The sequence below is a fragment of the Limnohabitans sp. INBF003 genome (assembly GCF_055396645.1).
Genome location: NZ_AP029222.1, coordinates 1,768,603 through 1,789,942, shown reverse-complemented (window position 1 = coordinate 1,789,942; position 21,340 = coordinate 1,768,603). Strand labels below are relative to the sequence as shown.

General features: G+C 58.6%; 18 protein-coding genes and 1 tRNA gene. 12 read left to right on the top strand and 7 right to left on the bottom strand.

Annotated features, from left to right (window positions below; translation table 11 throughout):
- The first annotated feature begins 9 nt into the window (after positions 1 to 9).
- Together ligA and def are read left to right on the top strand one after the other, a co-directional pair.
- Positions 10 to 2,139: an NAD-dependent DNA ligase LigA gene (ligA, locus tag ACZ5VE_RS08125; RefSeq protein WP_464454696.1), complete on the top strand. Its 2,130-nt coding sequence runs from the start codon at positions 10 to 12 to the stop codon at positions 2,137 to 2,139.
- Positions 2,136 to 2,675 (top strand): peptide deformylase, encoded by a 540-nt coding sequence (gene def / locus ACZ5VE_RS08120; protein ID WP_464454695.1) that lies wholly within the window; start codon positions 2,136 to 2,138, stop codon positions 2,673 to 2,675. Before ligA ends, def begins: the two co-directional genes overlap by 4 nt.
- A gap of 63 nt (positions 2,676 to 2,738) precedes the next feature.
- On the opposite strand, the gene ACZ5VE_RS08115 is transcribed toward def, so the two are convergent.
- From ACZ5VE_RS08115 to lptF, 5 genes are read right to left on the bottom strand one after another with little or no spacing between them, the layout of a single operon-like run.
- On the bottom strand, positions 2,739 to 3,908 hold the full coding sequence (locus ACZ5VE_RS08115) for a pyridoxal phosphate-dependent aminotransferase (RefSeq protein WP_464454694.1): 1,170 nt from the start codon (positions 3,906 to 3,908) through the stop codon (positions 2,739 to 2,741).
- 33 nt (positions 3,909 to 3,941) lie between these two features.
- The gene (locus ACZ5VE_RS08110) at positions 3,942 to 4,883 is read right to left on the bottom strand and encodes a CysB family HTH-type transcriptional regulator (RefSeq protein WP_464454693.1); all 942 of its coding nucleotides are present in this window, start codon (positions 4,881 to 4,883) and stop codon (positions 3,942 to 3,944) included.
- 44 nt (positions 4,884 to 4,927) lie between these two features.
- Positions 4,928 to 5,308, bottom strand: a complete 381-nt coding sequence (locus tag ACZ5VE_RS08105; protein ID WP_464454692.1) for a sirohydrochlorin chelatase — start codon at positions 5,306 to 5,308, stop codon at positions 4,928 to 4,930.
- Between the two features lie 8 nt (positions 5,309 to 5,316).
- On the bottom strand, positions 5,317 to 6,423 hold the full coding sequence (gene lptG, locus ACZ5VE_RS08100; RefSeq protein ID WP_464457459.1) for an LPS export ABC transporter permease LptG: 1,107 nt from the start codon (positions 6,421 to 6,423) through the stop codon (positions 5,317 to 5,319).
- Positions 6,420 to 7,529, bottom strand: a complete 1,110-nt coding sequence (gene lptF, locus ACZ5VE_RS08095) for an LPS export ABC transporter permease LptF (RefSeq protein ID WP_464454691.1) — start codon at positions 7,527 to 7,529, stop codon at positions 6,420 to 6,422. The genes lptG and lptF overlap by 4 nt, the downstream gene beginning before the upstream one ends.
- A gap of 23 nt (positions 7,530 to 7,552) precedes the next feature.
- On the opposite strand from lptF, the gene ACZ5VE_RS08090 reads away from it, so the two are divergent.
- From ACZ5VE_RS08090 to ACZ5VE_RS08075, 4 genes are all read left to right on the top strand, one after another.
- Positions 7,553 to 9,049 (top strand): leucyl aminopeptidase, encoded by a 1,497-nt coding sequence (locus ACZ5VE_RS08090; RefSeq protein ID WP_464454690.1) that lies wholly within the window; start codon positions 7,553 to 7,555, stop codon positions 9,047 to 9,049.
- Between the two features lie 10 nt (positions 9,050 to 9,059).
- Entirely contained in the window at positions 9,060 to 9,494 is a 435-nt protein-coding gene (locus ACZ5VE_RS08085; protein WP_464454689.1) for a DNA polymerase III subunit chi, read from the top strand.
- Between the two features lie 137 nt (positions 9,495 to 9,631).
- Positions 9,632 to 9,754, top strand: coding sequence for a hypothetical protein (locus tag ACZ5VE_RS08080; RefSeq protein ID WP_464454688.1), 123 nt, complete (start codon positions 9,632 to 9,634; stop codon positions 9,752 to 9,754).
- Positions 9,755 to 9,873: 119 nt separating this feature from the next.
- Positions 9,874 to 11,040, top strand: a complete 1,167-nt coding sequence (locus tag ACZ5VE_RS08075) for a branched-chain amino acid ABC transporter substrate-binding protein (RefSeq protein WP_464454687.1) — start codon at positions 9,874 to 9,876, stop codon at positions 11,038 to 11,040.
- Between the two features lie 105 nt (positions 11,041 to 11,145).
- Here the strand turns inward: ACZ5VE_RS08075 and ACZ5VE_RS08070 are convergent.
- Positions 11,146 to 11,236: transfer RNA gene (locus tag ACZ5VE_RS08070), tRNA-Ser, on the bottom strand.
- Between the two features lie 186 nt (positions 11,237 to 11,422).
- Between ACZ5VE_RS08070 and ACZ5VE_RS08065 the strand changes: the two genes are divergently transcribed.
- Positions 11,423 to 13,696, top strand: coding sequence for an Orn/Lys/Arg family decarboxylase (locus ACZ5VE_RS08065; RefSeq protein ID WP_464454686.1), 2,274 nt, complete (start codon positions 11,423 to 11,425; stop codon positions 13,694 to 13,696).
- A gap of 402 nt (positions 13,697 to 14,098) precedes the next feature.
- On the opposite strand, the gene fabI is transcribed toward ACZ5VE_RS08065, so the two are convergent.
- On the bottom strand, positions 14,099 to 14,914 hold the full coding sequence (gene fabI / locus ACZ5VE_RS08060) for an enoyl-ACP reductase FabI (protein ID WP_019428787.1): 816 nt from the start codon (positions 14,912 to 14,914) through the stop codon (positions 14,099 to 14,101).
- 49 nt (positions 14,915 to 14,963) lie between these two features.
- Here fabI and ACZ5VE_RS08055 point away from each other — a divergent pair, with 49 nt between their 5' ends.
- The 5 genes from ACZ5VE_RS08055 (at position 14,964) to rimP (ending at position 21,277) form a co-directional block, all read left to right on the top strand.
- Positions 14,964 to 16,871 carry an extracellular solute-binding protein gene (locus ACZ5VE_RS08055; protein WP_464454685.1) on the top strand — a complete coding sequence of 636 codons (1,908 nt, stop codon included), beginning with the start codon at positions 14,964 to 14,966 and terminating at the stop codon, positions 16,869 to 16,871.
- A 3-nt stretch (positions 16,872 to 16,874) separates the two neighbouring features.
- Positions 16,875 to 17,912 (top strand): microcin C ABC transporter permease YejB, encoded by a 1,038-nt coding sequence (locus ACZ5VE_RS08050; protein WP_464454684.1) that lies wholly within the window; start codon positions 16,875 to 16,877, stop codon positions 17,910 to 17,912.
- Complete coding sequence (locus tag ACZ5VE_RS08045; protein WP_464454683.1) at positions 17,909 to 18,964, top strand: ABC transporter permease; 1,056 nt, start codon at positions 17,909 to 17,911, stop codon at positions 18,962 to 18,964. The genes ACZ5VE_RS08050 and ACZ5VE_RS08045 overlap by 4 nt, the downstream gene beginning before the upstream one ends.
- Positions 18,961 to 20,559: an ABC transporter ATP-binding protein gene (locus ACZ5VE_RS08040; protein WP_464454682.1), complete on the top strand. Its 1,599-nt coding sequence runs from the start codon at positions 18,961 to 18,963 to the stop codon at positions 20,557 to 20,559. Before ACZ5VE_RS08045 ends, ACZ5VE_RS08040 begins: the two co-directional genes overlap by 4 nt.
- 154 nt (positions 20,560 to 20,713) lie before the next feature.
- The gene (gene rimP, locus ACZ5VE_RS08035) at positions 20,714 to 21,277 is read left to right on the top strand and encodes a ribosome maturation factor RimP (RefSeq protein ID WP_464454681.1); all 564 of its coding nucleotides are present in this window, start codon (positions 20,714 to 20,716) and stop codon (positions 21,275 to 21,277) included.
- Positions 21,278 to 21,340 lie beyond the last annotated feature (63 nt).

Here is a 21,340-nt window from a genome sequence, read left to right as displayed (position 1 = left end):
TTCGTGACCATGTCCCACCCGGACTTGTTTGGTGAAGAGCCATCTGAGCCGAATGCCCACGCCGCCACCGTTCAAGCATTGCTGACACCCGCTGCCCAAGCTGCCCAGCTGCGAGCCCAGCTGCACCGGCATGCGCATGCCTACTACACCCTGGATGCACCTGAAATCCCGGATGCCGAATACGACCGCTTGTTCCGCCAATTGCAAGCGTTGGAGTCGGCCCACCCCGAGCTGCTGACACCCGACTCGCCCACCCAACGGGTCGGCGGGGCGGTGCTCGACGCCTTTGCCCAAGTCACGCACCGCGTGCCCATGCTCAGCATCCGCACCGAAACCGACACCGAAGCCAGCGGGGCTGAGGCCTTTGATACGCGCATCCGCAAAGAGCTGGGCTTGGGCGATGCCGACCCGGCCGTGGCCTATGTGGGCGAGCTGAAATTTGACGGCCTGGCCATGAGCCTGCGCTACGAGGGCGGTGTCCTGGTGCAAGCAGCCACCCGGGGAGATGGTGAAACCGGCGAAGAGGTCACGGCCAACATCCGCACCATCGGTCAGATCCCTTTGCGTTTGCCGCCTGATGCGCCCGCCGTGCTCGAAGTGCGTGGCGAGGTCTACATGCGCCGGGACGATTTTGAGGCGCTGAATGAGCGCCAACGCCAGCGCATCGCCGCAGGCACCAAGGGCGAAAAAACCTTCGTCAACCCGCGCAATGCCGCTGCCGGTGCCGTGCGCCAGCTCGACTCGGGCATCGCTGCCGAGCGCCCCTTGAGCTTTTTTGCCTATGGCCTGGGCGACATCACCCCCGCCGCCGAGGGGGGGCCTGCTTGGGTCACGCACTACGACATGCTCATGCAGCTCAAGGCCTGGGGCTTTCCGGTGGCCGAGCAAACCGCCTGCGTGCAAGGCGCGTCAGGCCTCGTGGCCTTTCACCAGCGCATCGCGGCCGAGCGCGACGCCTTGCCCTACGACATCGACGGGGTGGTTTACAAGGTCAATGACCTCGCCTTGCAGGCCCGCTTGGGCTTTGTGACCCGCGAGCCGCGCTGGGCCGTGGCCCACAAATACCCCGCGCAAGAAGAAATGACCACCGTGCTGGCCATTGACGTGCAGGTGGGGCGGACCGGCAAGCTCACGCCCGTGGCCAAACTGGCCCCGGTGTTTGTGGGCGGTGTCACCGTCACCAATGCCACGCTGCACAACGAACTCGAAGCCCGCCGCAAAGATGTGCGGGTGGGCGACACCGTGATCGTGCGCCGTGCGGGCGACGTGATCCCCGAAGTGGTGTCGGTGGTGCTGGACCGCCGCCCGGCCGATGCGCCCCAGTTCACCATGATGACGCACTGCCCCGTGTGTGGGAGTCTTGCCGAGCGCGAAGAGGGCGAAGCCGACCACCGCTGCACGGGCGGGCTGTTTTGCAGTGCCCAGCGCAAGCAGGCCATCTGGCACTTTGCCCACCGCCGCGCCATGGATGTGGACGGTCTGGGCGACAAACTGGTCGATCAGCTGGTGGATTTGGGCCAGGTCAACACCCTGGCCGACCTGTACCACCTGAAGCTGGACAACTTGGCCAACATGGACCGCATGGCCGAAAAGTCGGCGGTCAACCTGCTCGAAGCGCTGGAAAAATCCAAAAACACCACGCTGGGCCGCTTTTTGTTCAGCTTGGGCATCCGCCATGTGGGCGAGGCCACAGCCAAGGAACTGGCCCGGCACTTTGGCCAGATCGACGCCATCATGGCCGCCAGTGAAGACGCTTTGTTGCAAGTGGCCGATGTCGGCCCGGTGGTGGCGCACAGCATCCGCACCTTTTTTGACCAGCCGCACAACCGCGAAGTGGTACAGGCCCTGCGCGATGCGGGCGTGGCATGGCCCGAAGGCGACGCCCTGGCCCCCACCGAAATGCCTTTGGCGGGCATCACGGTGGTTTTGACGGGCACCTTGCAAAGCATGGGCCGCGACGAAGCCAAAGAAAAACTCGAAGCCCTGGGGGCCAAAGTGGCCGGCTCGGTCAGCAAGAAAACCCACTACGTGGTGGCGGGTGCTGAGGCGGGCAGTAAGCTCGACAAAGCACAACAATTGGGCGTACCCGTGCTCGACGATGCCGGGCTGGCAGTGCTGTTGACAGGAGAAAAACCATGAGCGTGCGTGAAATTCTCAAAATGGGCGATGCCCGCCTGCTGCGAATCGCTGAGCCCGTGCAGGCTTTTGACACCCCCGAATTGCATGCCCTGATCGCCGACATGCGCGAGACCATGGTGGCCGTCAACGGCGCAGGCCTGGCAGCGCCACAAATCGGGGTCAACCTGCAACTGGTGATCTTTGGCAGCACGGCGCGCAACCCACGCTATCCGGACCGCCCTCTGGTGCCCCCCACCGTGCTCATCAACCCTGTCATCACGCCCTTGGGCACAGACGAAGAGGAAGACTGGGAAGGGTGCTTGTCGGTTCCCGGCCTGCGCGGCGTGGTGCCACGCTGGGCCCATGTCCGTTACATCGGTTTGGATGAAAAAGGGCAAACCATCGACCGCACGGTGGATGGCTTTCACGCCCGGGTGGTGCAACACGAATGCGACCACCTGATCGGTAAGCTCTACCCGATGCGGGTGCGCGACTTTGGCCGGTTTGGCTTTACAGAGGTGCTGTTCCCAGAGATCAGCTCTGCTGAAGACGACTGAGCTTTCGCGCAACGCCGCTGTCCAGGCGTTTGCGGGCAGGGGCTCTCTCTTGCAAAGATGGCGTCAAAGTCCCTTCAGTTTCTCCAGTGCCGCCAGCAAGGTTTCATCCTTTTTGGCAAAGCAAAACCGGATGACTTTTTGGTCAAAGCCATTGCCGTAAAACGCTGACAGCGGAATCGCGGCCACACCGATGTCGGTGGTGAGCCATTTGCAGAAGTCGGCTTCGCTCAGGTTTTTTTCGGGCACTTTCAGTTCGGATATGTCCACGCACTGGAAGTAGGTGCCTTCGCCGGGCAGCAGTTTGAACTGGGTTTGTGCCAGCCCTTGGCGGAACAGGTCGCGTTTGCGTTGGTAAAACGCAGGCAGTTCCATGTAGGGTGCCGTGTCGCCCATAAAGCGGGCCAAGGCATGTTGCATGGGGGTGTTCACCGTGAACACGTTGAACTGGTGCACCTTGCGAAATTCGGCGGTGTAGGCCGCAGGCGCTGCTACGGTGCCGACTTTCCAGCCTGTCACATGGTAGGTTTTGCCAAAGCTCGACACGATGAAGGCGCGCGCGGCCAGGCCGTCAAAGTGGGCCGCACTCCAGTGCTGGTTGGGCGCATAGACCATGTGCTCATAGACCTCGTCGCTGATGAGCACGATGTCGGTGGGGGCCAAGATTTCTTGCAGCGTGAGCATGTCTTGCCGGGACCAGATCATGCCGCTGGGGTTGTGTGGCGAGTTGATCAGGATGGCCCGGGTTTTGGGCGTGATCGCGGCGCGGATTTTGTCAAAGTCAGGACGGAAGGTGCCTGGCGTGAGGGGCACGCGCACCACCACGCCACCCGCCAGCTCGATGTTGGGCACATAGCTGTCGTAGCAGGGCTCGAGCACGATGACTTCGTCACCCGGGTGCACGATGGCCAAAATGATGGTCAGGATGGCCTGGGTGGCACCTGCTGTGACGGTGATCTCGGTGGCCGGGTCGTAATGACGGCCATACAGCGCCTCGATTTTTTTCGAGACGGCTTCGCGCAACGGGGCGACACCGGTCATGGGCGGGTATTGGTTCAGGCCTTCGCGCATGGCGTCGTTCACCAGCTCCAGCAGTTTCGGATCGCAAGGAAAGTCCGGGAAACCCTGACCCAAGTTGACCGCATTCTTTTCAGTGGCCAGTGCCGACATGACGGTAAAAATGGTGGTGCCCATGTTGGGCGCTTTGGAGACGAGGCTGGGTGTGCGTGCGTTCATGGCGTTCAGAGTGATGTGCTCAAAGTTCAGGGCTCAAAGTTCGTAGTCGTTGACGTGTCCGGTCATGGCTTTTGTGATCAACGGGGCGGTCAGGCGGTCGCTCAGCAATTCGGCGAAATGGTAGACAAAGTGGCGCAGGTAGGCACCGCGCTTGAAAGCCACGCGGGCCACGTTCATGCCCAGCAATGCGCCCAAGGGGCGAACCGCCAGGTCTTTCACCGGGTCGTCTTTCACAGCCATTTCGGCCACGATGCCAATGCCCAAGCCCAGGCGGACATAGGTTTTGATTACGTCCGAGTCGATGGCTTCCAACGCGATGCGGGGGTGCAGTTTTTTGGCCGCAAACGCATGGTCAATGCGACCACGACCTGTGAACGAGGGGTGGTACGTGATGATCGGTTCGCTGGCGATGTCTTCGAGTGAGAGGTGTTCTTTTTTGGCCAGTGGGTGATCGAGTGGCAGCACCAGCACGTGTTGCCACTCGTAGCAGGGCAGGGTGACCAGTTCTTCGTAGGCCGACAGGGACTCGGTGGCGATGCCGATTTCGGCCGTGTCGTCGAGCAGCATCTTGGCCACTTGGTCGGGAGCGCCTTGGTGCAGGCTGATGTTGACCTTGGGGTATTTTTCGCGCAGTTTGGCCACGGGCATGGGCAGCACATAGCGGGCCTGGGTGTGGGTGGTGGCAATGGACAAGGTGCCGTTGTCCTGCGCGCTGTATTGGTCGCCAATTTTGCGCAGGTTGCCCACCTCACGCAGGATGATTTCGATGCTTTGAAGCACGTGCTGCCCTGGCTCCGTGATGCGCTTGAGGCGTTTGCCGTGGCGCGCAAAGATTTCGATGCCCAGCTCTTCTTCCAGCTCAATGATGGCTTTGGACACCCCGGGCTGCGAGGTGTGCAGGGCCTTGGCCGTTTCGGTCAGGTTCAGGTTGCGGCGCGCAGCCTCTTGGACAAAGCGAAATTGGTGCAGATTCATACGTTAAATGCCATATTGACTCTCGTCATTATGCTTTAACTGGTCTATGAAACGGTGACTTGGTTGGCTGCAATTTCGGCCATGAGCCGGGTCATGGCGGGGTGTTCGCCGATGGAGGGCAACAATTCAAACTGCACTTGGGGGTAGGCCTGAATCAGTTCGTGGACCAGCGCAGGCAGGTCTTCACGTGCGTGCCGCCCCACGCCCAGAAACATGGGCACGATGCGCAAATGGGTCATGCCCCGCATCATCATGGCCTCGACCGTGGTGGGCAGGTCGGGTGTGGTCAGCTCCAGAAAAGCGCATGCCACGACCAAGCCTGGCCAGCGCTGGGTCATTTGCTGGGCCACGGCATCGATGGGCAAGCGCCAAAGTGGGTCGCGTGAGCCGTGGGCAAAGAGAATCACGCCCGTATGGGAATTCATGTCCGTTGTCATTGTCGTAAGACCATCCACCAAAAACCCAGCAAGGAAATCGCGCTGTAAAGCAAGGCGGGCGCAGCAGCGGTCAGCCAAGGCAGCCAGTTTTGCAAATTGCCGACAAAGCTGAAGAGGTTGTTGAGCAAGGCAAAGCTGATGCCCGCAAGAACCCCGCCAAAGACATGGCCTGTGATTTGGCCTGATCGAAAGTGCAGGTAGGCGAAGGGAAGCGCCATGACCAGCATGACCAGGCAGCTCAGGGGGTAGAAAACCTTGCGCCAGAACTCGATTTCATAGCGCTGTGCATTTTGCTGGTTGCTCGACAAATGCCGCATGTACTTGAACAGCTCCCAGGTTTGCATGCGGTCTGGGCTGAGCACGGCCGCAGCCACCATGTCGGCGCTGATTTCGGTGGGCCAGTCCATGGTTGCAAGCTTGGCGGCTGTGTATTGCAGTGCATTTGGGGTTGTGCCCGCACGGATGGATTTTTGTTCCACTTGCTGCAATTGCCACGCACCAGTGCCCACCTCGCCCATAGGGGAGGTGGTGATGGCCAGCAATTGGCCTGACTCATTGAACTCGTGAATCCGGATGTTCTCCATGTGGCTGATGCCGTCAAAACGTCGAACGTTCACCGCGAAATGCCGATGGTCTTGTCTTTCTTTGAGCCAGGCGCCTGTTTGACCCACGGTCAAGCTGCCTTGAAACCGGGTTTTGAGCAAGACGCCTTGGCGCTCGGCCCAAGGCGCTGCGTAGTCGCCAATCAAAAAGGTCAGTGCCACAAACACCAGCCCCAATTGCAGCAAGGTGCCCAAGGCTTTGAGCGGCCCCAGTCCGCCTGTGCGCAAGATGGTGAATTCCGAGCTTTGGGCCAACCTGGCCATCACAAAAATGCAGCCAATCAGCACGGAGATCGGAAACAGCTCATACACGTGGGCCGGAATTTTGAGCGCCACATAAAACAAGGCATGGTGCAGTTTGTAGCCTTGACTGGCCAGCCGTGACAGGTTTTGCAGTTCATCCACGAGGTCAAAAAACAGGAACAAGGCGAGAAAGCCAATGCCCACAAAAGTCACGGCCCGAATGATTTCGCCATGCAGCAAGCTGCGCACGGTTTTCATGCTGCCCCCTTGTTCTGTGCGGCGTTCAGGGGCCATAGAAATCGCCATGACCAGTTGAAGTGCCGCACCGAGAGCCACAGCAGGGCGATCAGGAAGACGCCTCCGTGCAAGACCAGCATGAAGGGCGCAAAGTTGAAGCGTCCGGTGCTGATCCAGCTTTGCCCGACGTTGACCATGTTGTAGTAAGCCACAAAGACAAACAAGGCCAAGGCCAGGTGGTAGCTGCGCCCGCCCCGAGGATTGACGGCCGATACGGCCAAGGCGATCAAGACCAGGTTGATCCCCGCCAAACCCAAACCCAAGCGCCATGAGAGTTCGGCCCAGTTTTCGCGGCTTGGATTTTTCAGCAGTTCCCAGGACGGGGTGTGACGGCTGGTGAACGCAGAAGAGGGAATGCTCACGTCGGAGTCCACCAGCAGTTCATAGTGTTCAAACTGGGTCAATCGGGTCTCGCCGGTCTCACGGTTGGTCAGCCACTGCTGCCCTTTGTCCAAAATCAAAAACCGGTCACTGCCGGTGAGTTCAATCCGTCCCTGTTGGGCGGTGGTCACACTTTCCATACTGCCTTCCATGCTGGAGATGAAGACATGGCTGCCAAAACGGTTGTCAGGGGTGTCTTTGTCGATGAAGAAGACGCGTTGTCCGCCCGCAGACTCCTGAAATTGACCGGGAGCGACACGCTCGATGTCGTTGCGTTTTTCAAAGCGCTGTTTCAGATCCTGGATTTGCTGGTTGCTCCAAGGCCAGGCAAAAAGTGCCAGCAAGGTGACGATCAACAGCACGGGCCAGGAAAATCTGAAAAGCGGGCGAACAAAATGGCCCAAACCTTGTCCACTCGAAAACCAGATCACCATTTCACTGTCGCTGTACATGCGGGACAGGGTGGCCACCACGGTGATGAACAGGCTCAAGGTGATGATGGTGGTCAGCTGGCTCAGCACGCTGAAACCCATGACCAGCAGGACTTCTGAGGGGTTGACGCTGCCACGGCTGGCTTGACCCAGTGTCCGGATCAGGATGATGGTGATCACAATGGTGACCAAAACCACCAGCGTGGCCCCGAAATTGCGGGCAAGGTCTTTGCGTAAAGAGGAATGGAATAACATCGGTGCGAAGGAAAAGCTGAATTATGAACTTCGAAATCCAAAAGCGCGCCCTGTCCAGTGTTATTCGTGACGATCTGGATGCCTTGGTTGTTTTATGGCCGTCTGAAGACAAAGCGGTCGTCTCGGGCCAAGACCCGGTGGCCTCCTTGGTGAGGGCAGCCATCCAGCACGGTGATTTTGAGCACAAGTCGGGTGCCGTGTTGTCTTTGTACGCACATCCGGGCATCAAAGCCCGTCATCTGGTGGTCGTTTGTGTGGCAGACGGCACACCCGCCCATGTGCGAAGCGCTGTACTTGCAGCCTGGAATGCGCTCAAGTCGGCCAAGATCAAGCGCCTGGGGCTTCATGCGGTGACGGACATGTCTGCCCAACTGTTGCAAGTGGCGGTTTCGGCTCTGGCCGATACCAGTTACAGCTACACCAGCACCCTGAGCAAACCCAAGCCACGAATGCTCAAGCAAGTCGTGTTCAGCGGGAATGCCGTCAACGCCGAGCTGCGTGGGGCACTGGCTCAGGCGCAAGCGCTGGTGGCAGGCGTTGAGGTGGCCAAAGAATGGGCCAATCGCCCAGCCAACCATTGCACACCGGCCATGCTGGCCGATGCGGCCAAGTCGATCGCCAAGGGCGCAGATTTCAAATGCGAAGTGCTGGGGCCCAAAGAGGTCACCAAGCTGGGCATGGGGGCTTTTTTGGCGGTCGCCCGTGGTTCAGCAGAGCCTTTGCGGTTCATTGTGATGCGTTACAACGGCGCAGCTGCGGCCCAAGCCCCCGTGGTGCTGGTGGGCAAGGGCATCACGTTCGATACCGGCGGTATTTCCATCAAGCCAGCGGCCGAAATGGACGAGATGAAATACGACATGTGCGGTGCGGCCAGTGTCCTGGGCGTTTTCAAGGCCTTGGCTGAGCTCAAGCCTGCCATCAACGTGGTGGGCTTGATTCCGGCCACAGAGAACATGCCCGATGGCTTGGCGGTCAAGCCGGGTGATGTGGTGACCAGCATGAGCGGCCAGACCATCGAAATTTTGAACACCGATGCCGAAGGGCGCTTGGTGCTGTGCGATGCGCTGACGTATGCCGAGCGGTTCAAGCCTCAGGCCGTGATCGACATCGCCACCTTGACCGGTGCCTGTGTGATCGCGCTCGGCGCGGTTCGCTCAGGCCTTTTTTCCAGCAACGATGCTTTGGCGCAGTCACTTCAATTGGCGGGTGATGTGTCGGGTGATGCTTGCTGGCGCATGCCTTTGGACGACGACTATGCCGAAGGCCTCAAGTCGCGTTTTGCCGACGTGGCCAACGTGGCCGGTCGCCAGGCGGGCTCGGTCACGGCGGCCAAGTTTTTGCAGCGCTTTGCATCGCGTTATCCGTGGGCACATCTGGACATTGCCGGAACGGCTTGGCGAAGCGGTGCGGCCAAAGGTGCTACAGGCAGGCCTGTCGGTTTGCTGGTGCATTACCTGTTGGCCCAAGCGGGCAAAGCGCCAAAAGGGCCTGTTAAAACCACGGCCGCGCGTCGCCGTTGACTGGGTGCCAATGACCCGGATTGAATTTCATTTCAATGCGCCCGAGCGCTTGCAATATGCCTGTCGGCTTTTGCGCAAGGCGCATGGGCGCGACTTGAAAATTGGGGTTGTGGGTTCAGAGGCCACATTGCGCCAGCTGGATGCAGCGCTTTGGACGTTTTCAGAAGCGGACTTTTTGCCGCACAGCACAGCGGCAGATGCCCAAGATGTGCAGAACGCCTCACCCATTCGCCTTCATGTGGATCCACTGCGCTTGAGCGGCATGGATGTGTTGGTGAACCTGGGCGATGAAGTGCCTCAAGGTTTTGAGAAGTTTGAGCGCCTGATTGAAATTGTGGCTACCGACGACCATGGCCGCATGACAGCGCGTCAGCGCTGGCGGCATTACACCGCTCAAGGCTACGATTTGCTGCAGCACGACTTGTCCAAGGTTGCTGCGTCATGACATCTTCTGAATCGGTGCAATTTTCAGAAAATACGCCCTTGGTTGTTCCAGTTTTAAGCATGGTTATTCCGGAAACTCAAATATCGCCCAATTTGATTGCGGCGTTGGATGCGCGTGAATCGGAGCGGGCTTCATTCATGGCGTTGACCGATGACCTGGTGCAAGCGTTGCGCCCTGAATTGGAGCGCATGACCACCGAATTGGTGCGGCGCAGCCTGCGCCAAGCCTGGGCCAGCCGTTTTCGCCCGGAATCGGATTGACCCGCCAAATAACCTTTGTAGTTTGGCGAGAATTTTGGTTTTCCCTAGGCCACAAACGGCCAAATTTGCAGTATCTTCACGGCTTGCTTAATTGAAGCAAATTACTTTTCGGAGTTTCTATGAAATTTTCTGGTGTGCGTTCTTTGACAGTGGTTTCTGTGGCTGTGGCTGCAGTTGTTTTGGCTGCTTGTGGCAAAAAAGACGCCGCATCTGACGCCACAGTGATCAAGATTGGTCACGTGGGTCCAGTCAGCGGTGCCATTGCCCACTTGGGTAAAGACAACGAAAACGGTGCCCGCATGGCCATTGAAGAACTCAATGCTGCTGGCCTGAAAATCGGTGACAAGGCTGTCAAGTTTGAACTGCTGGCTGAAGACGATGCAGCAGATCCAAAGCAAGGCACAGCCGCTGCTCAGAAACTGGTCGACGCCAAAGTCAACGGCGTGATCGGTCACCTGAACTCCGGTACCACCATTCCTGCTTCGCAGCTGTACAACGCTGCAGGCATCCCTCAGATCTCGCCATCGGCGACCAACCCCAAGTACACACGTCAAGGTTACACCGGCGCTTTCCGCGTCGTGGCTGACGACGTGCACCTGGGCGGCACTTTGGGCAAATATGCTGTGGAAACCCTCAAGGGCAAAAACATCGCTGTGATCGATGACCGTACAGCTTACGGCCAAGGCGTGGCTGAAGAGTTCAAGAAGGGCGCAACTGCTGCTGGCGGCACCATCGTTGGTCACGAGTTCACCACCGACAAGGCTTCTGACTTCAACTCCATCCTGACCACACTGAAGGCCAAGAAGCCTGACGTCGTGTTCTTCGGTGGCATGGACGCTGTGGCTGGCCCAATGCTGCGCCAGATGAAATCTCTGGGCATCAACGCCAAGTTCTTGGGCGGTGACGGCATCTGCACTTCCGAGCTGGCCAAGTTGGCTGGCGACGCCATGAAAGACGAGTCGGTCTTCTGTGCTGAAGCCGGTGGCGTTGAAGGCGAACAAAAAGCCGGCATGGACAAGTTCCGTACCGACTTCAAAGCCAAATTCAATGCTGACGTGCAGGTGTACGCCCCTTACGTTTATGACGCTGTCAAAGTCATGGCCACCGCCATGGTCACTGCAGGCTCGGCTGATCCAGCCAAGTACCTGCCCGCTTTGAAAGCCATCAACTACAAAGGCGTGACTGGCAACATCGCGTTCGACGAAAAAGGCGACATCAAGAACGGCGCTTTGACCTTGTACACCTACAAAGGTGGCGAGCGTTCACAGATCGCTGTGGTTCGCTGATCTGGCAGCCCCCGGTTTCGGGGGCTCATTCAGCAGGGGCTTTCGGGCCCATGTTGGAATGCACAGACGAAAAAAAGCCTGCACATGTGCAGGCTTTTTTTGTTTTGGCGGAGCAGGCGGGATTCGAACCCGCGGTGGGCTATTAACCCACACACGCTTTCCAGGCGTGCGACTTAAACCACTCATCCACCGCTCCGAAGCGTCGTATTGTAGCAGCGTAAAAGGCCCATTTGGGCTCTTGAATCTTTTGTCTGTCCTGATTCGCACATTGGTTTTTTTATGAATTCTGGATGACAGTGGTTTTACGAGGGGGTTTTGTCCTTAAACTTCGCCTCTGTTTGAATTCCTTTGTCCCTTCTTTGGCGCACAGCCCGACAAGCCCATGAAATTTCGCTTTCCCATCGTCATCATTGACGAAGATTACCGCTCCGAAAACACATCGGGCTTGGGTATTCGCGCTTTGGCGGATGCCATCGTCAGCGAGGGCTTGGAAGTTTTAGGTGTGACCAGTTATGGTGACTTGTCGCAGTTTGCCCAGCAGCAAAGCCGTGCCAGTGCGTTCATCTTGTCGATTGACGATGAAGAGTTCTCGCCGGGCCCTGATCTGGACCCTGCCGTGATCAACCTGCGGGCCTTCATTGACGAAGTGCGCCGCAAGAACGCCGATGTGCCGATTTACATCTATGGCGAGACCAAGACATCGCGCCATTTGCCCAACGACATCCTGCGCGAGCTGCATGGCTTCATCCACATGTTTGAGGACACGCCAGAGTTTGTGGCGCGTCACATCATTCGCGAAGCCAAGAGCTATTTGGAGGGTGTGCAGCCGCCATTCTTCAAGGCGCTGCTCGATTACGCCGAAGATGGCTCGTACTCTTGGCATTGCCCCGGTCACTCGGGTGGCGTGGCCTTTTTGAAGAGCCCTGTGGGCCAGATGTACCACCAGTTTTATGGTGAAAACATGCTGCGCGCCGACGTGTGCAACGCGGTGGAAGAGTTGGGTCAGCTGCTGGACCACAACGGCGCCATTGGCGAGAGCGAGCGCAATGCGGCGCGCATCTTCAATGCCGACCATTGCTTTTTTGTGACCAACGGCACCAGCACTTCCAACAAAATCGTCTGGCACCACACCGTGGCCCCGGGTGATGTGGTGGTGGTGGACCGCAATTGCCACAAATCCATCCTGCACGCGATCATCATGACCGGCGCGATTCCGGTTTTCATGAAGCCCACGCGCAACCATTTCGGCATCATCGGCCCCATTCCCAAAAGCGAGTTCGAGCCAGCGGCCATCATGGCCAAGATCAAGGCCAACCCCTTGCTCAAGGGCGTGGACCCGAAAAAGGTCAAGCCTCGCGTGATGACGCTCACGCAGTCGACCTACGACGGCGTGCTCTACAACACCGAAACCATCAAAAGCATGCTGGACGGCTACGTGGAAAACCTGCACTTTGACGAGGCCTGGTTGCCGCACGCGGCATTCCACCCGTTTTATGGCCCGTACCACGCGATGGGCAAAAAACGCGCTCGACCCAAAGAGTCGATGGTCTATGCCACGCAGTCCATTCACAAGTTGCTCGCCGGTATCAGCCAGGCCAGCCATGTGCTGGTGCAGGACGCGCAAAACACCAAGCTCGACCGGCCGTTGTTCAATGAGGCGTACCTGATGCACACCTCCACCTCGCCGCAGTACAGCATCATCGCCAGTTGCGATGTGGCTGCGGCCATGATGGAGCCACCCGGCGGCACTGCGCTGGTTGAGGAAAGCATTGCCGAAGCCCTGGATTTCCGCCGCGCCATGCGCAAGATCGATGCCGAATATGGCAAAGACTGGTGGTTCAAGGTCTGGGGCCCTGAAAAGTTTGCCGAAGAAGGCATTGGCCGCGCCGACGACTGGATCTTGCGCAACGACCCACGCAAGAAGGCCAGCAAGTGGCATGGCTTTGGCCAGCAGTTGGCCGACGGCTTCAACATGCTCGACCCGATCAAGTCGACCATCGTCACGCCCGGCCTGGACCTGGATGGCAAGTTCGACAAGACCGGCATTCCTGCGTCCATCGTCAGCAAGTTCTTGACCGAGCACGGCGTGGTGGTCGAAAAAACCGGCCTGTACAGCTTCTTCATCATGTTCACCATCGGCATCACCAAGGGCCGCTGGAACACGCTGTTGACTGCGCTGCAGCAGTTCAAGGACGAATACGCCAAGAACCAGCCGATGTGGAAAATCATGCCGGAGTTCTGCCAGAAGCACCCGCGCTATGAGCGCATGGGTTTGCGCGACCTGTGCCAGCACGTGCATGAGATGTACGCCAAATACGACATCGCCCGTTTGACCACCGAGATGTATCTGTCTGACCTGGCCCCCGCCATGCGTCCGTCAGACGCCTACGCGCACATTGCCCAGCGCAAGACCGAGCGCGTGGAAATCGATCACCTCGAAGGCCGCATCACCGTGGGTCTGGTCACGCCATACCCACCCGGTATTCCGCTGTTGATTCCTGGCGAAGTCTTCAACAAGAAGATCGTGGACTACCTCAAGTTTGCCCGCGAGTTCAACGAGAAGTGCCCTGGGTTCGAGACGGATATCCACGGTTTGGTGGAGATCAAGGACGACGACGGCAAGAAGCGGTACTTTGCGGATTGCGTGAAGGCCTGATTTCGGTGTTGGGTCGTTGTGGTGGCAGGTGAGTTGAGGCCCTGTGCAGGGGCTCAGAGGCGCTTCGCTTTGCCACATCGCCCCCGCACAGGGCCCCAACCCACCTGCGGGGGAGAATTGAAAAAAGCGGCCTAGGCCGCTTTTTTCAATTCCGGAAGATGCGCCGGTTCAGTGCCGATTTTGAATCGCTAACAGCCCATCGCTCATGCTTGATCAAGCCAGTGTGTGTTCGGTGCGGCTAATTCCAGCAAGCCCATCGTCATACGAATACCTGCTCAGCCTGAGGCAAGGCGGGCGCTGAACCGGGCGATTTGGCGAGCGAAGCGAGTTATGAGCCCGGGCAGCGCCCGCCTTGTCTCAGGCGGTCTTAAACACGGCGCATAACCAGGGCTCAGAACGCCATCATTCAGCCGCAGCTGGCTCCGCAATCCCACCGACAACCTGGCTGAAACCACCATCCACATAGGTGATCTCTGCGGTCACACCCGCGGCCAAGTCGCTCAACAAGAATGCCGCCACATTGCCCACATCGTCAATGGTCACATTGCGGCGAATCGGCGAAGCCTCGGCCACCACCGACAAAATCTTGCCAAAACCCTTGATGCCACTGGCGGCCAGGGTTTTGATGGGGCCTGCCGAAATACCGTTGGCTCGCAGGCCACGGTTTTGGCTGCCCAATGACTCGGCCAGGTAACGCACCGACGCCTCCAGGCTGGCCTTGGCCAAGCCCATCGTGTTGTAGTTGGGCACGGTGCGGATCGCGCCGAGATACGTCAGGGTCAGCACGGCCGACTTGTCGTTCAGGTAAGGCAGGGCCGCTTTGGCCATCGCGGGAAAGCTGTAGGCGCTGATGTCGTGGGCGATCTTGAAGCCCTCGCGCGACAAACCATCCAGAAAATCGCCTGCAATCGCTTCACGCGGCGCATAACCAATCGCGTGCACAAAGCCGTCGATCTTGGGCCAGGTGGCTGACAAATCGGTGAACAGCTTTTCGATTTGCTCATCGCTGCCCACATCGCAATCAAAAATCAGTTTGGAGTCGAAGTCGGCAGCGAACTCGGTGATGCGGTCCTTGAACCGTTCGCCCACATAGCTGAATGCCAGCTCGGCGCCTTGTGCGTGGCAAGCCTTGGCGATGCCATAGGCGATCGAGCGGTTGGACAACACGCCGGTGATCAACAGCTTTTTGCCCGACAGAAATCCTGTTTTTGTAGTCATGTCTTCAACTCCTGGAAAATGTGTGCAGAATTGTCGCATGCGAAGACCCATGGCCCGATTTTGGACAAATTGCTTGCTGGCCCTCGGGCTCTGGACGACGGCCACCGCGTGGGCGGCGCACGCTTATGCGCAGTTTGGCGACATTCGCTACCCCGCTGGTTTTGACCATTTCTCTTATGTGAACCCTGCTGCACCCAAAGGCGGCGAGATCGTGCTGGTGCCGCCCACGCGGCAGTCCAACTTCGACAAATACAACCCCTTCACCCTCAAGGGCAGCGCACCGCCCGCCATGCTGGGCATGATGTTTGACACCTTGCTGGCGGGCAACATGGACGAGCCCACCACGGCTTATGGTTTGCTGGCTTCGGACATTCAGGTGGCTGCAGACCGCATGTCAGCCACTTTTCAGATCCACCCCCAGGCCCGCTTTCACAACGGCGATCCGGTGCTGGCCACCGATGTACGCCATTCATTCGAGCGCCTGACCAGCAAGCAAGCCGCTCCGCAGTACCGCACCTATTTTGGCGAGGTGAAGGCCGCCACTGTTTTGGGCGAGCGCAGCGTTCGCTTTGACTTTGTGCGGCCCAACAGTGAACTGCCTTTGATTGTGGGCAGCTTGCCCGTGTTCAGCCAAAAATGGGGCCTGCAAGGCAACGCGCACAAACCGCTGGACCAGATGGTCATGGACATCCCCATCGCGTCGGGGCCTTACCGCATGGGCCCGGTGCAGTTTGGCAAAGACATCACGTATGTGCGCGATCCGGCTTATTGGGCCAAAGACCTGAATGTGCGCAAGGGCCTGTTCAACTTTGACCGCATCACCTACAAGATTTACAAGGACAGCACAGCGCAGCTCGAAGCCTTCAAGGCGGGCGAGTTCGATTACATGCAGGTGTTCATTGCGAGGGAATGGGCCAGGGCTTTCACGGGCCGCGCATTTGATCGGGGCGAATTGATCAAGGCCGAGTTGCCGCATGGCAATGCGGGCGACTTTCAGGGTTTTCAGTTCAACTTGCGCCGTGACAAGTTCAAGGATGTGCGGGTGCGTCAGGCCATCGCTTTGGCCATGGACTTTGAGTGGCTGAACCGCCAGCTGTTTTACAACGCCTACAGCCGTGTGCGTGGCTATTTTGTGGCCAGCGACTTTGAGGCCAAAGGCCGCCCTGACCCCGACGAACTGGCCTTGCTACAGCCTTTGCGGGCCAAGTTGCCTGCGGCCGTGTTCGAGCAAGATGTGCCCTTGCCCCCCAAGACGGATTTGGCCATGGACTCGGGCCACACTTTGCGCGACCACCTGCGCCAAGCCCGTGATTTACTCAAAGATGCGGGCTGGACTTACCGCGATGGCGCTTTGCGCAACGCCAACGGCCAAGCGCTGACGCTTGAATTTCTGGACAGCTCGGGCTCCATGGGGCGCGTGGTCACGCCCTTTGCCAAGAACCTCGAAAAGCTGGGCATTCAGGTTCAGTACAAAGTGATTGACTTTGCGCTGCTGCAAAAGCGCATGGATGTGTTTGACTTTGACATCATCAGCAACCGCTCGGTGGGCAGTGAAGCGCCCGGCACCGAGTTGCTGGAGCGCTTTGGCAGCAAGTCGGCCGATGTGGAGGGCTCGGGCAATGTGTTGGGCCTGAAAGACCCGGCGGTCGATGCTTTGCTGGACAAGGCCGTGAGCGCCACCACCCGGCCGGAACTGGTGTCCAGTTTGCGGGCGCTGGACCGTGTTTTGCGGCATGGCCATTACGTGGTGCCGCACTGGTACGGCGCGGTGCACCGCGTGTCCTGGCGTGCTGCGGCTTTTGACCGACCTGCCAGCTTGCCGCGTTATTACCAACCCGAAGCCTTGGTGACAACGGTTTGGTGGTCCAGGTCGGCTGGTGCTGCCTCTGGCACCTTGGCTACAGCGGCCTCATCCCCTGCAAACGTCGGCCCTGCGGTTGACAAGAAAGGCCCTTGAGCCATGCTGGCCTACATCTTCAAGCGCTTGTTGTTGATGATCCCGACCTTGTTCGGGGTCTTGCTCATGACTTTTGCGGTGATCCAGTTTGTGCCCGGTGGGCCGGTAGAACAAATGGTGGCCCAACTGCAGGGGCGTGACACGGGCGGGGAGGGCGCGGCTGCTGCGGGCAGTGGTTACCGCGGTCGCCAGGGCGTCGACGCGGCCCGCATTGCTGAGATCAAAACCCTTTATGGTTTTGACAAACCGCCCACCGAGCGCTTCTGGATGATGCTCAAACAGTTTGCGCAGTTCGATTTGGGCAAAAGCTTTTTCTACCCCAAAGACGTCTGGAGCCTGATCAAGGAAAAATTGCCGGTCTCGATCAGTCTGGGCTTGTGGACGTTTTTCCTGAGTTATCTGGTGTCGGTGCCTCTGGGCATTGCCAAAGCGGTGCGGGCGGGCACGCGTTTTGACACGCTCACCAGCTTGCTGGTGCTGGTGGGTTATGCGATTCCGGGCTTTGTGTTGGGCGTGGCTTTGCTGGTGATTTTTGGCGGTCAGCTGCAGTGGTTCCCACTTCGCGGCCTGACGTCATCCAATTGGGAGCAACTCAGTTGGGGGGCCAAGGTGGTCGACTATTTGTGGCACATCGCCTTGCCGGTCACGGCCAGTGTGCTGGGCTCATTTGCTGTCATCACCATGCTGACCAAAAACGCGTTTCTGGAAGAAATCCGCAAGCAATACGTGCTCACCGCCCGTGCCAAGGGCCTGAGCGAAAACCGGGTGCTGTACCGCCATGTCATGCGCAACGCGTTGATCCCCTTGGTCACCGGTTTTCCTGCGGCCTTCATCGGCGCATTTTTCACGGGCTCTTTGTTGATCGAAACCTTGTTTTCGCTCGATGGCTTGGGCTTGCTCAGCTATGAGTCGGTCATCCGGCGCGATTACCCGGTGGTACTGGGCACCTTGTATTTGTTCACATTGATTGGCCTGGTCACCAAGCTGGTCAGCGACCTTTGTTATTTGTGGGTAGACCCGCGTGTGAAGTTCGACCAATGAGCACATCCACGACTTCCTTCTCGTCTGCGCAGACTTCGCCCACGGCCCGAGCTTGGCAACGTTTCAAGCGCAACCGCCTGGGCTGGTACAGCCTGCTTGTTTTTATGACCTTGTTCGTGCTCAGTCTGGGCGCCGAGTTTTTGTCGAACGACAAACCCTTGGTCGTGCGCTTTCAGGGGCAGTGGTACTTTCCGGTGGTGCAGACCTTGCCCGAAAAGCTGTTTGGGGGCGACTTTGAAACGCCCGCCGATTACCTGGACCCCTTCATCCAGCAACAACTGCACAAGGAGGGTAACTGGGCTTTGCAAGCGCCCAACCCTTATCACCACAGCACGCTCGATTATTTTGCGCCCCTGCCCAACCCGGCACCGCCCAGCGCCCGCAACTGGCTGGGCACCGACGACCGGGGCCGTGATGTGCTGGCGCGTTTGCTCTACGGGTTTCGCGTGTCGGTGCTGTTTGCCTTGGCTTTGACGCTCTTCGGTGTATTGCTGGGCGTGTTGACCGGGGCAGTGCAGGGCTTCTTTGTGGGTAAGATCGATCTGGTGTTCCAGCGCTTCATCGAAATCTGGAGTGCCATGCCCGAGTTGTATTTGCTCATCATCTTCTCGGCGGTGTTCGAGCCCAGTGTGGGTTTGCTGCTGGTGTTGCTGAGCCTGTTTGGCTGGATGGGCTTGTCGGACTACGTGCGGGCCGAGTTCTTGCGCAACCGCCAACTCGATTACGTCAAGTCGGCCAGGGCGCTGGGCTTGGGGCACTGGCAAATCATGTGGCGGCATGTGTTGCCCAACAGCATGACCCCGGTGGTCACCTTTTTACCCTTTCGCATGAGTGGGGCCATTCTGGCTTTGACCTCGCTCGATTTTCTGGGCTTGGGGGTGCCACCCGGCACGCCCTCATTGGGTGAGCTGCTGTCGCAGGGCAAAAACAACATCGACGCCTGGTGGATTTCAATCTCCACCTTCGGCGTGTTGGTGGTGACTTTGCTGCTGCTGACTTTCATGGGCGATGCCTTGCGCGACGCCCTGGACCCGCGAAAGGCCGACGCATGAGCACCCCTTTGCTGCAATTGCGCGACTTGCGCGTGTCTTTTGGCGACACCGAGGTGGTGCACGGCATCAACCTGAGCATTCAGCCCGGTGAGCGTTGTGCACTGGTGGGGGAGTCGGGTTCGGGCAAGTCGGTCACCGCGCTGTCGGTGCTGAGGCTGCTGGAGTCGGCGCAACTGGGCGGGCAGGTGTTGTGGCAAGGGCGTGATTTGCTGCAACAGTCGCCAGCCGAAATGGCGCGCATCCGTGGCGATGAAATCGCCATGATTTTTCAGGAGCCGATGACCGCCCTCAACCCCCTGATGACGGTGGGGCAGCAGATCTCTGAAGTGCTGCAGCTCAAGAAAATGCTGCGCCGCCAAGAGGCCGACCAGCGGGCGGAAACCCTGCTGGCCGAAACCGGCATCGATGATCCGCACCGCCGGTTTGACGCTTATCCGCACCAGTTGTCGGGCGGGCAACGGCAACGCGCCATGATGGCCATGGCCTTGGCCTCCGAGCCCAAACTGCTGCTGGCCGACGAGCCCACCACCGCACTGGACGCCAGCTTGCGTCTGCAAATGCTGAATTTGCTGGCCGATTTGCAGAAAAAAACGGGCATGGCCGTGCTCTTGATCACCCATGACTTGGCCCTGGTCCGCCACTTTGCAGACCATGTGGCGGTCATGGAAAAAGGCCATCTGGTGGAGCAGGGGCCCTTGGCCGAGGTGTTTGCAAAGCCGCAGCACCCCTACACGCAAAAGCTGCTGGACAGCCGCCCAAGCCGTGAAGGCTTGGTTCAGCTGGCTGCAGGCAAGGCCGAACCGCTGCTGCAGGCTCAAGGGCTGCGCGTGCGTTACCCCATGAATTTGCCCGGTTTTCGGGGCTGGTTCCAAAAAGACCACTTCACCGCTGTCCATGCAGCAGACTTTCAGATTGAGGCAGGCACGACCTTGGGGGTCATGGGGGAGTCGGGTTCAGGCAAATCCAGTTTGGCGCAAGCGGTGCTGGGCTTGATCCCGTTTGAAGGCGTGTTGTCTTTTGGCGGCAAAACATGGCAAAACTCGCCAGCCCAAGACAAGGCCCTGCGGCAACGCGTGCAGGTGGTTTTTCAGGACCCTTATGGCAGCCTTTCGCCCCGCATGACGGTGGGTGAAATCGTCTCGGAGGGCCTGCGCCTTCACCAGCCGCAAGCCCCTGAATCCCAAATTGAGGCCCGTGTTTTGGCCACTTTGGCCGAAGTGGGCTTGAGCACCGCAGATTTTCCGGATTTGCTGAACCGCTACCCGCATTCTTTTTCTGGTGGCCAAAGGCAGCGCATGGCCTTGGCCCGGGCCTTGGTGGTCGAGCCCGATCTGTTGGTGCTGGACGAACCGACCAGCGCTTTGGATGTGACGGTGCAAAAGCAAATTCTGAAATTACTACAGGAATTGCAAAAAAAGCGATCCATTGCTTATTTGTTGATTACCCATGACATCGATGTTTTACGGGCCATGGCCCACCAAGTGATGGTGCTGCAGGCGGGGCAAATCATGGAGACCGGGCCGGCCGATCAGGTGTTGCACCAACCGAGCCATGCCTACACCCGCAGTTTGTTGGCGGCCTTTCCAAATGCGTGAGCAGACTCACGGGAAACAGTGCTTCGTTTTCCTTAAAAATCACGCACTTAGCGCGTTTTTCGGCTAGAATACCGGCTTCACGACCAAACGGGCGGGTTTTCACCGCCCGTTTTTTTTGGGTCTTTCTTTTTTAACGTTGATATTTCGAAGCTCTGTGGCATTGCAGCAAATTGTTCAAGAAACCGTGACTGGACTGGGTTATGACCTGGTTGAGATTGACCGCACTGCGGGCGGCTTGCTGCGCATCACCATCGACTGGCCATGGCAGCCCGGTTCAGAGCTCTTCATCAACGTGGAAGACTGCGAAAAAGTCAATCGGCAACTGCAGTTCGCCCTCGAAGTCGACGGCGTTGCTTACAACCGGCTTGAGGTGTCCTCGCCCGGCATTGACCGCCCCTTGCGTCATGAAAAAGATTTTGAGCGTTTTGTCGGTGAGCTGATCGACCTCACCCTCAAGGCCCCGATGGGTGAAAACGCAGGCGGTCTGGTCAGTGCCAGCCGCAAGAAGTTTCGCGGCACCCTTGAGCGAACAGCCACAGGTGAAGGCTGGCAAATCGTCTGGAGTGACGAGCCCGTCGGCAAGCCCGGTCAAAGAATCAGTAAAAAACGAGTCCCTGCGCCTTTGCATGCGCTGGGTTTCACATTGGATGAGTTGCGCGAGGCCCGTTTGGCGCCCGTGGTGGATTTCAAAGGGCGCAAGCCAAAGGTTGAAGCCTGACCGGTGTGTCGGGCTTTGCGCATTTTTATCGGGTCTGAACCGCAGACCCAGTGGAACAGGAGA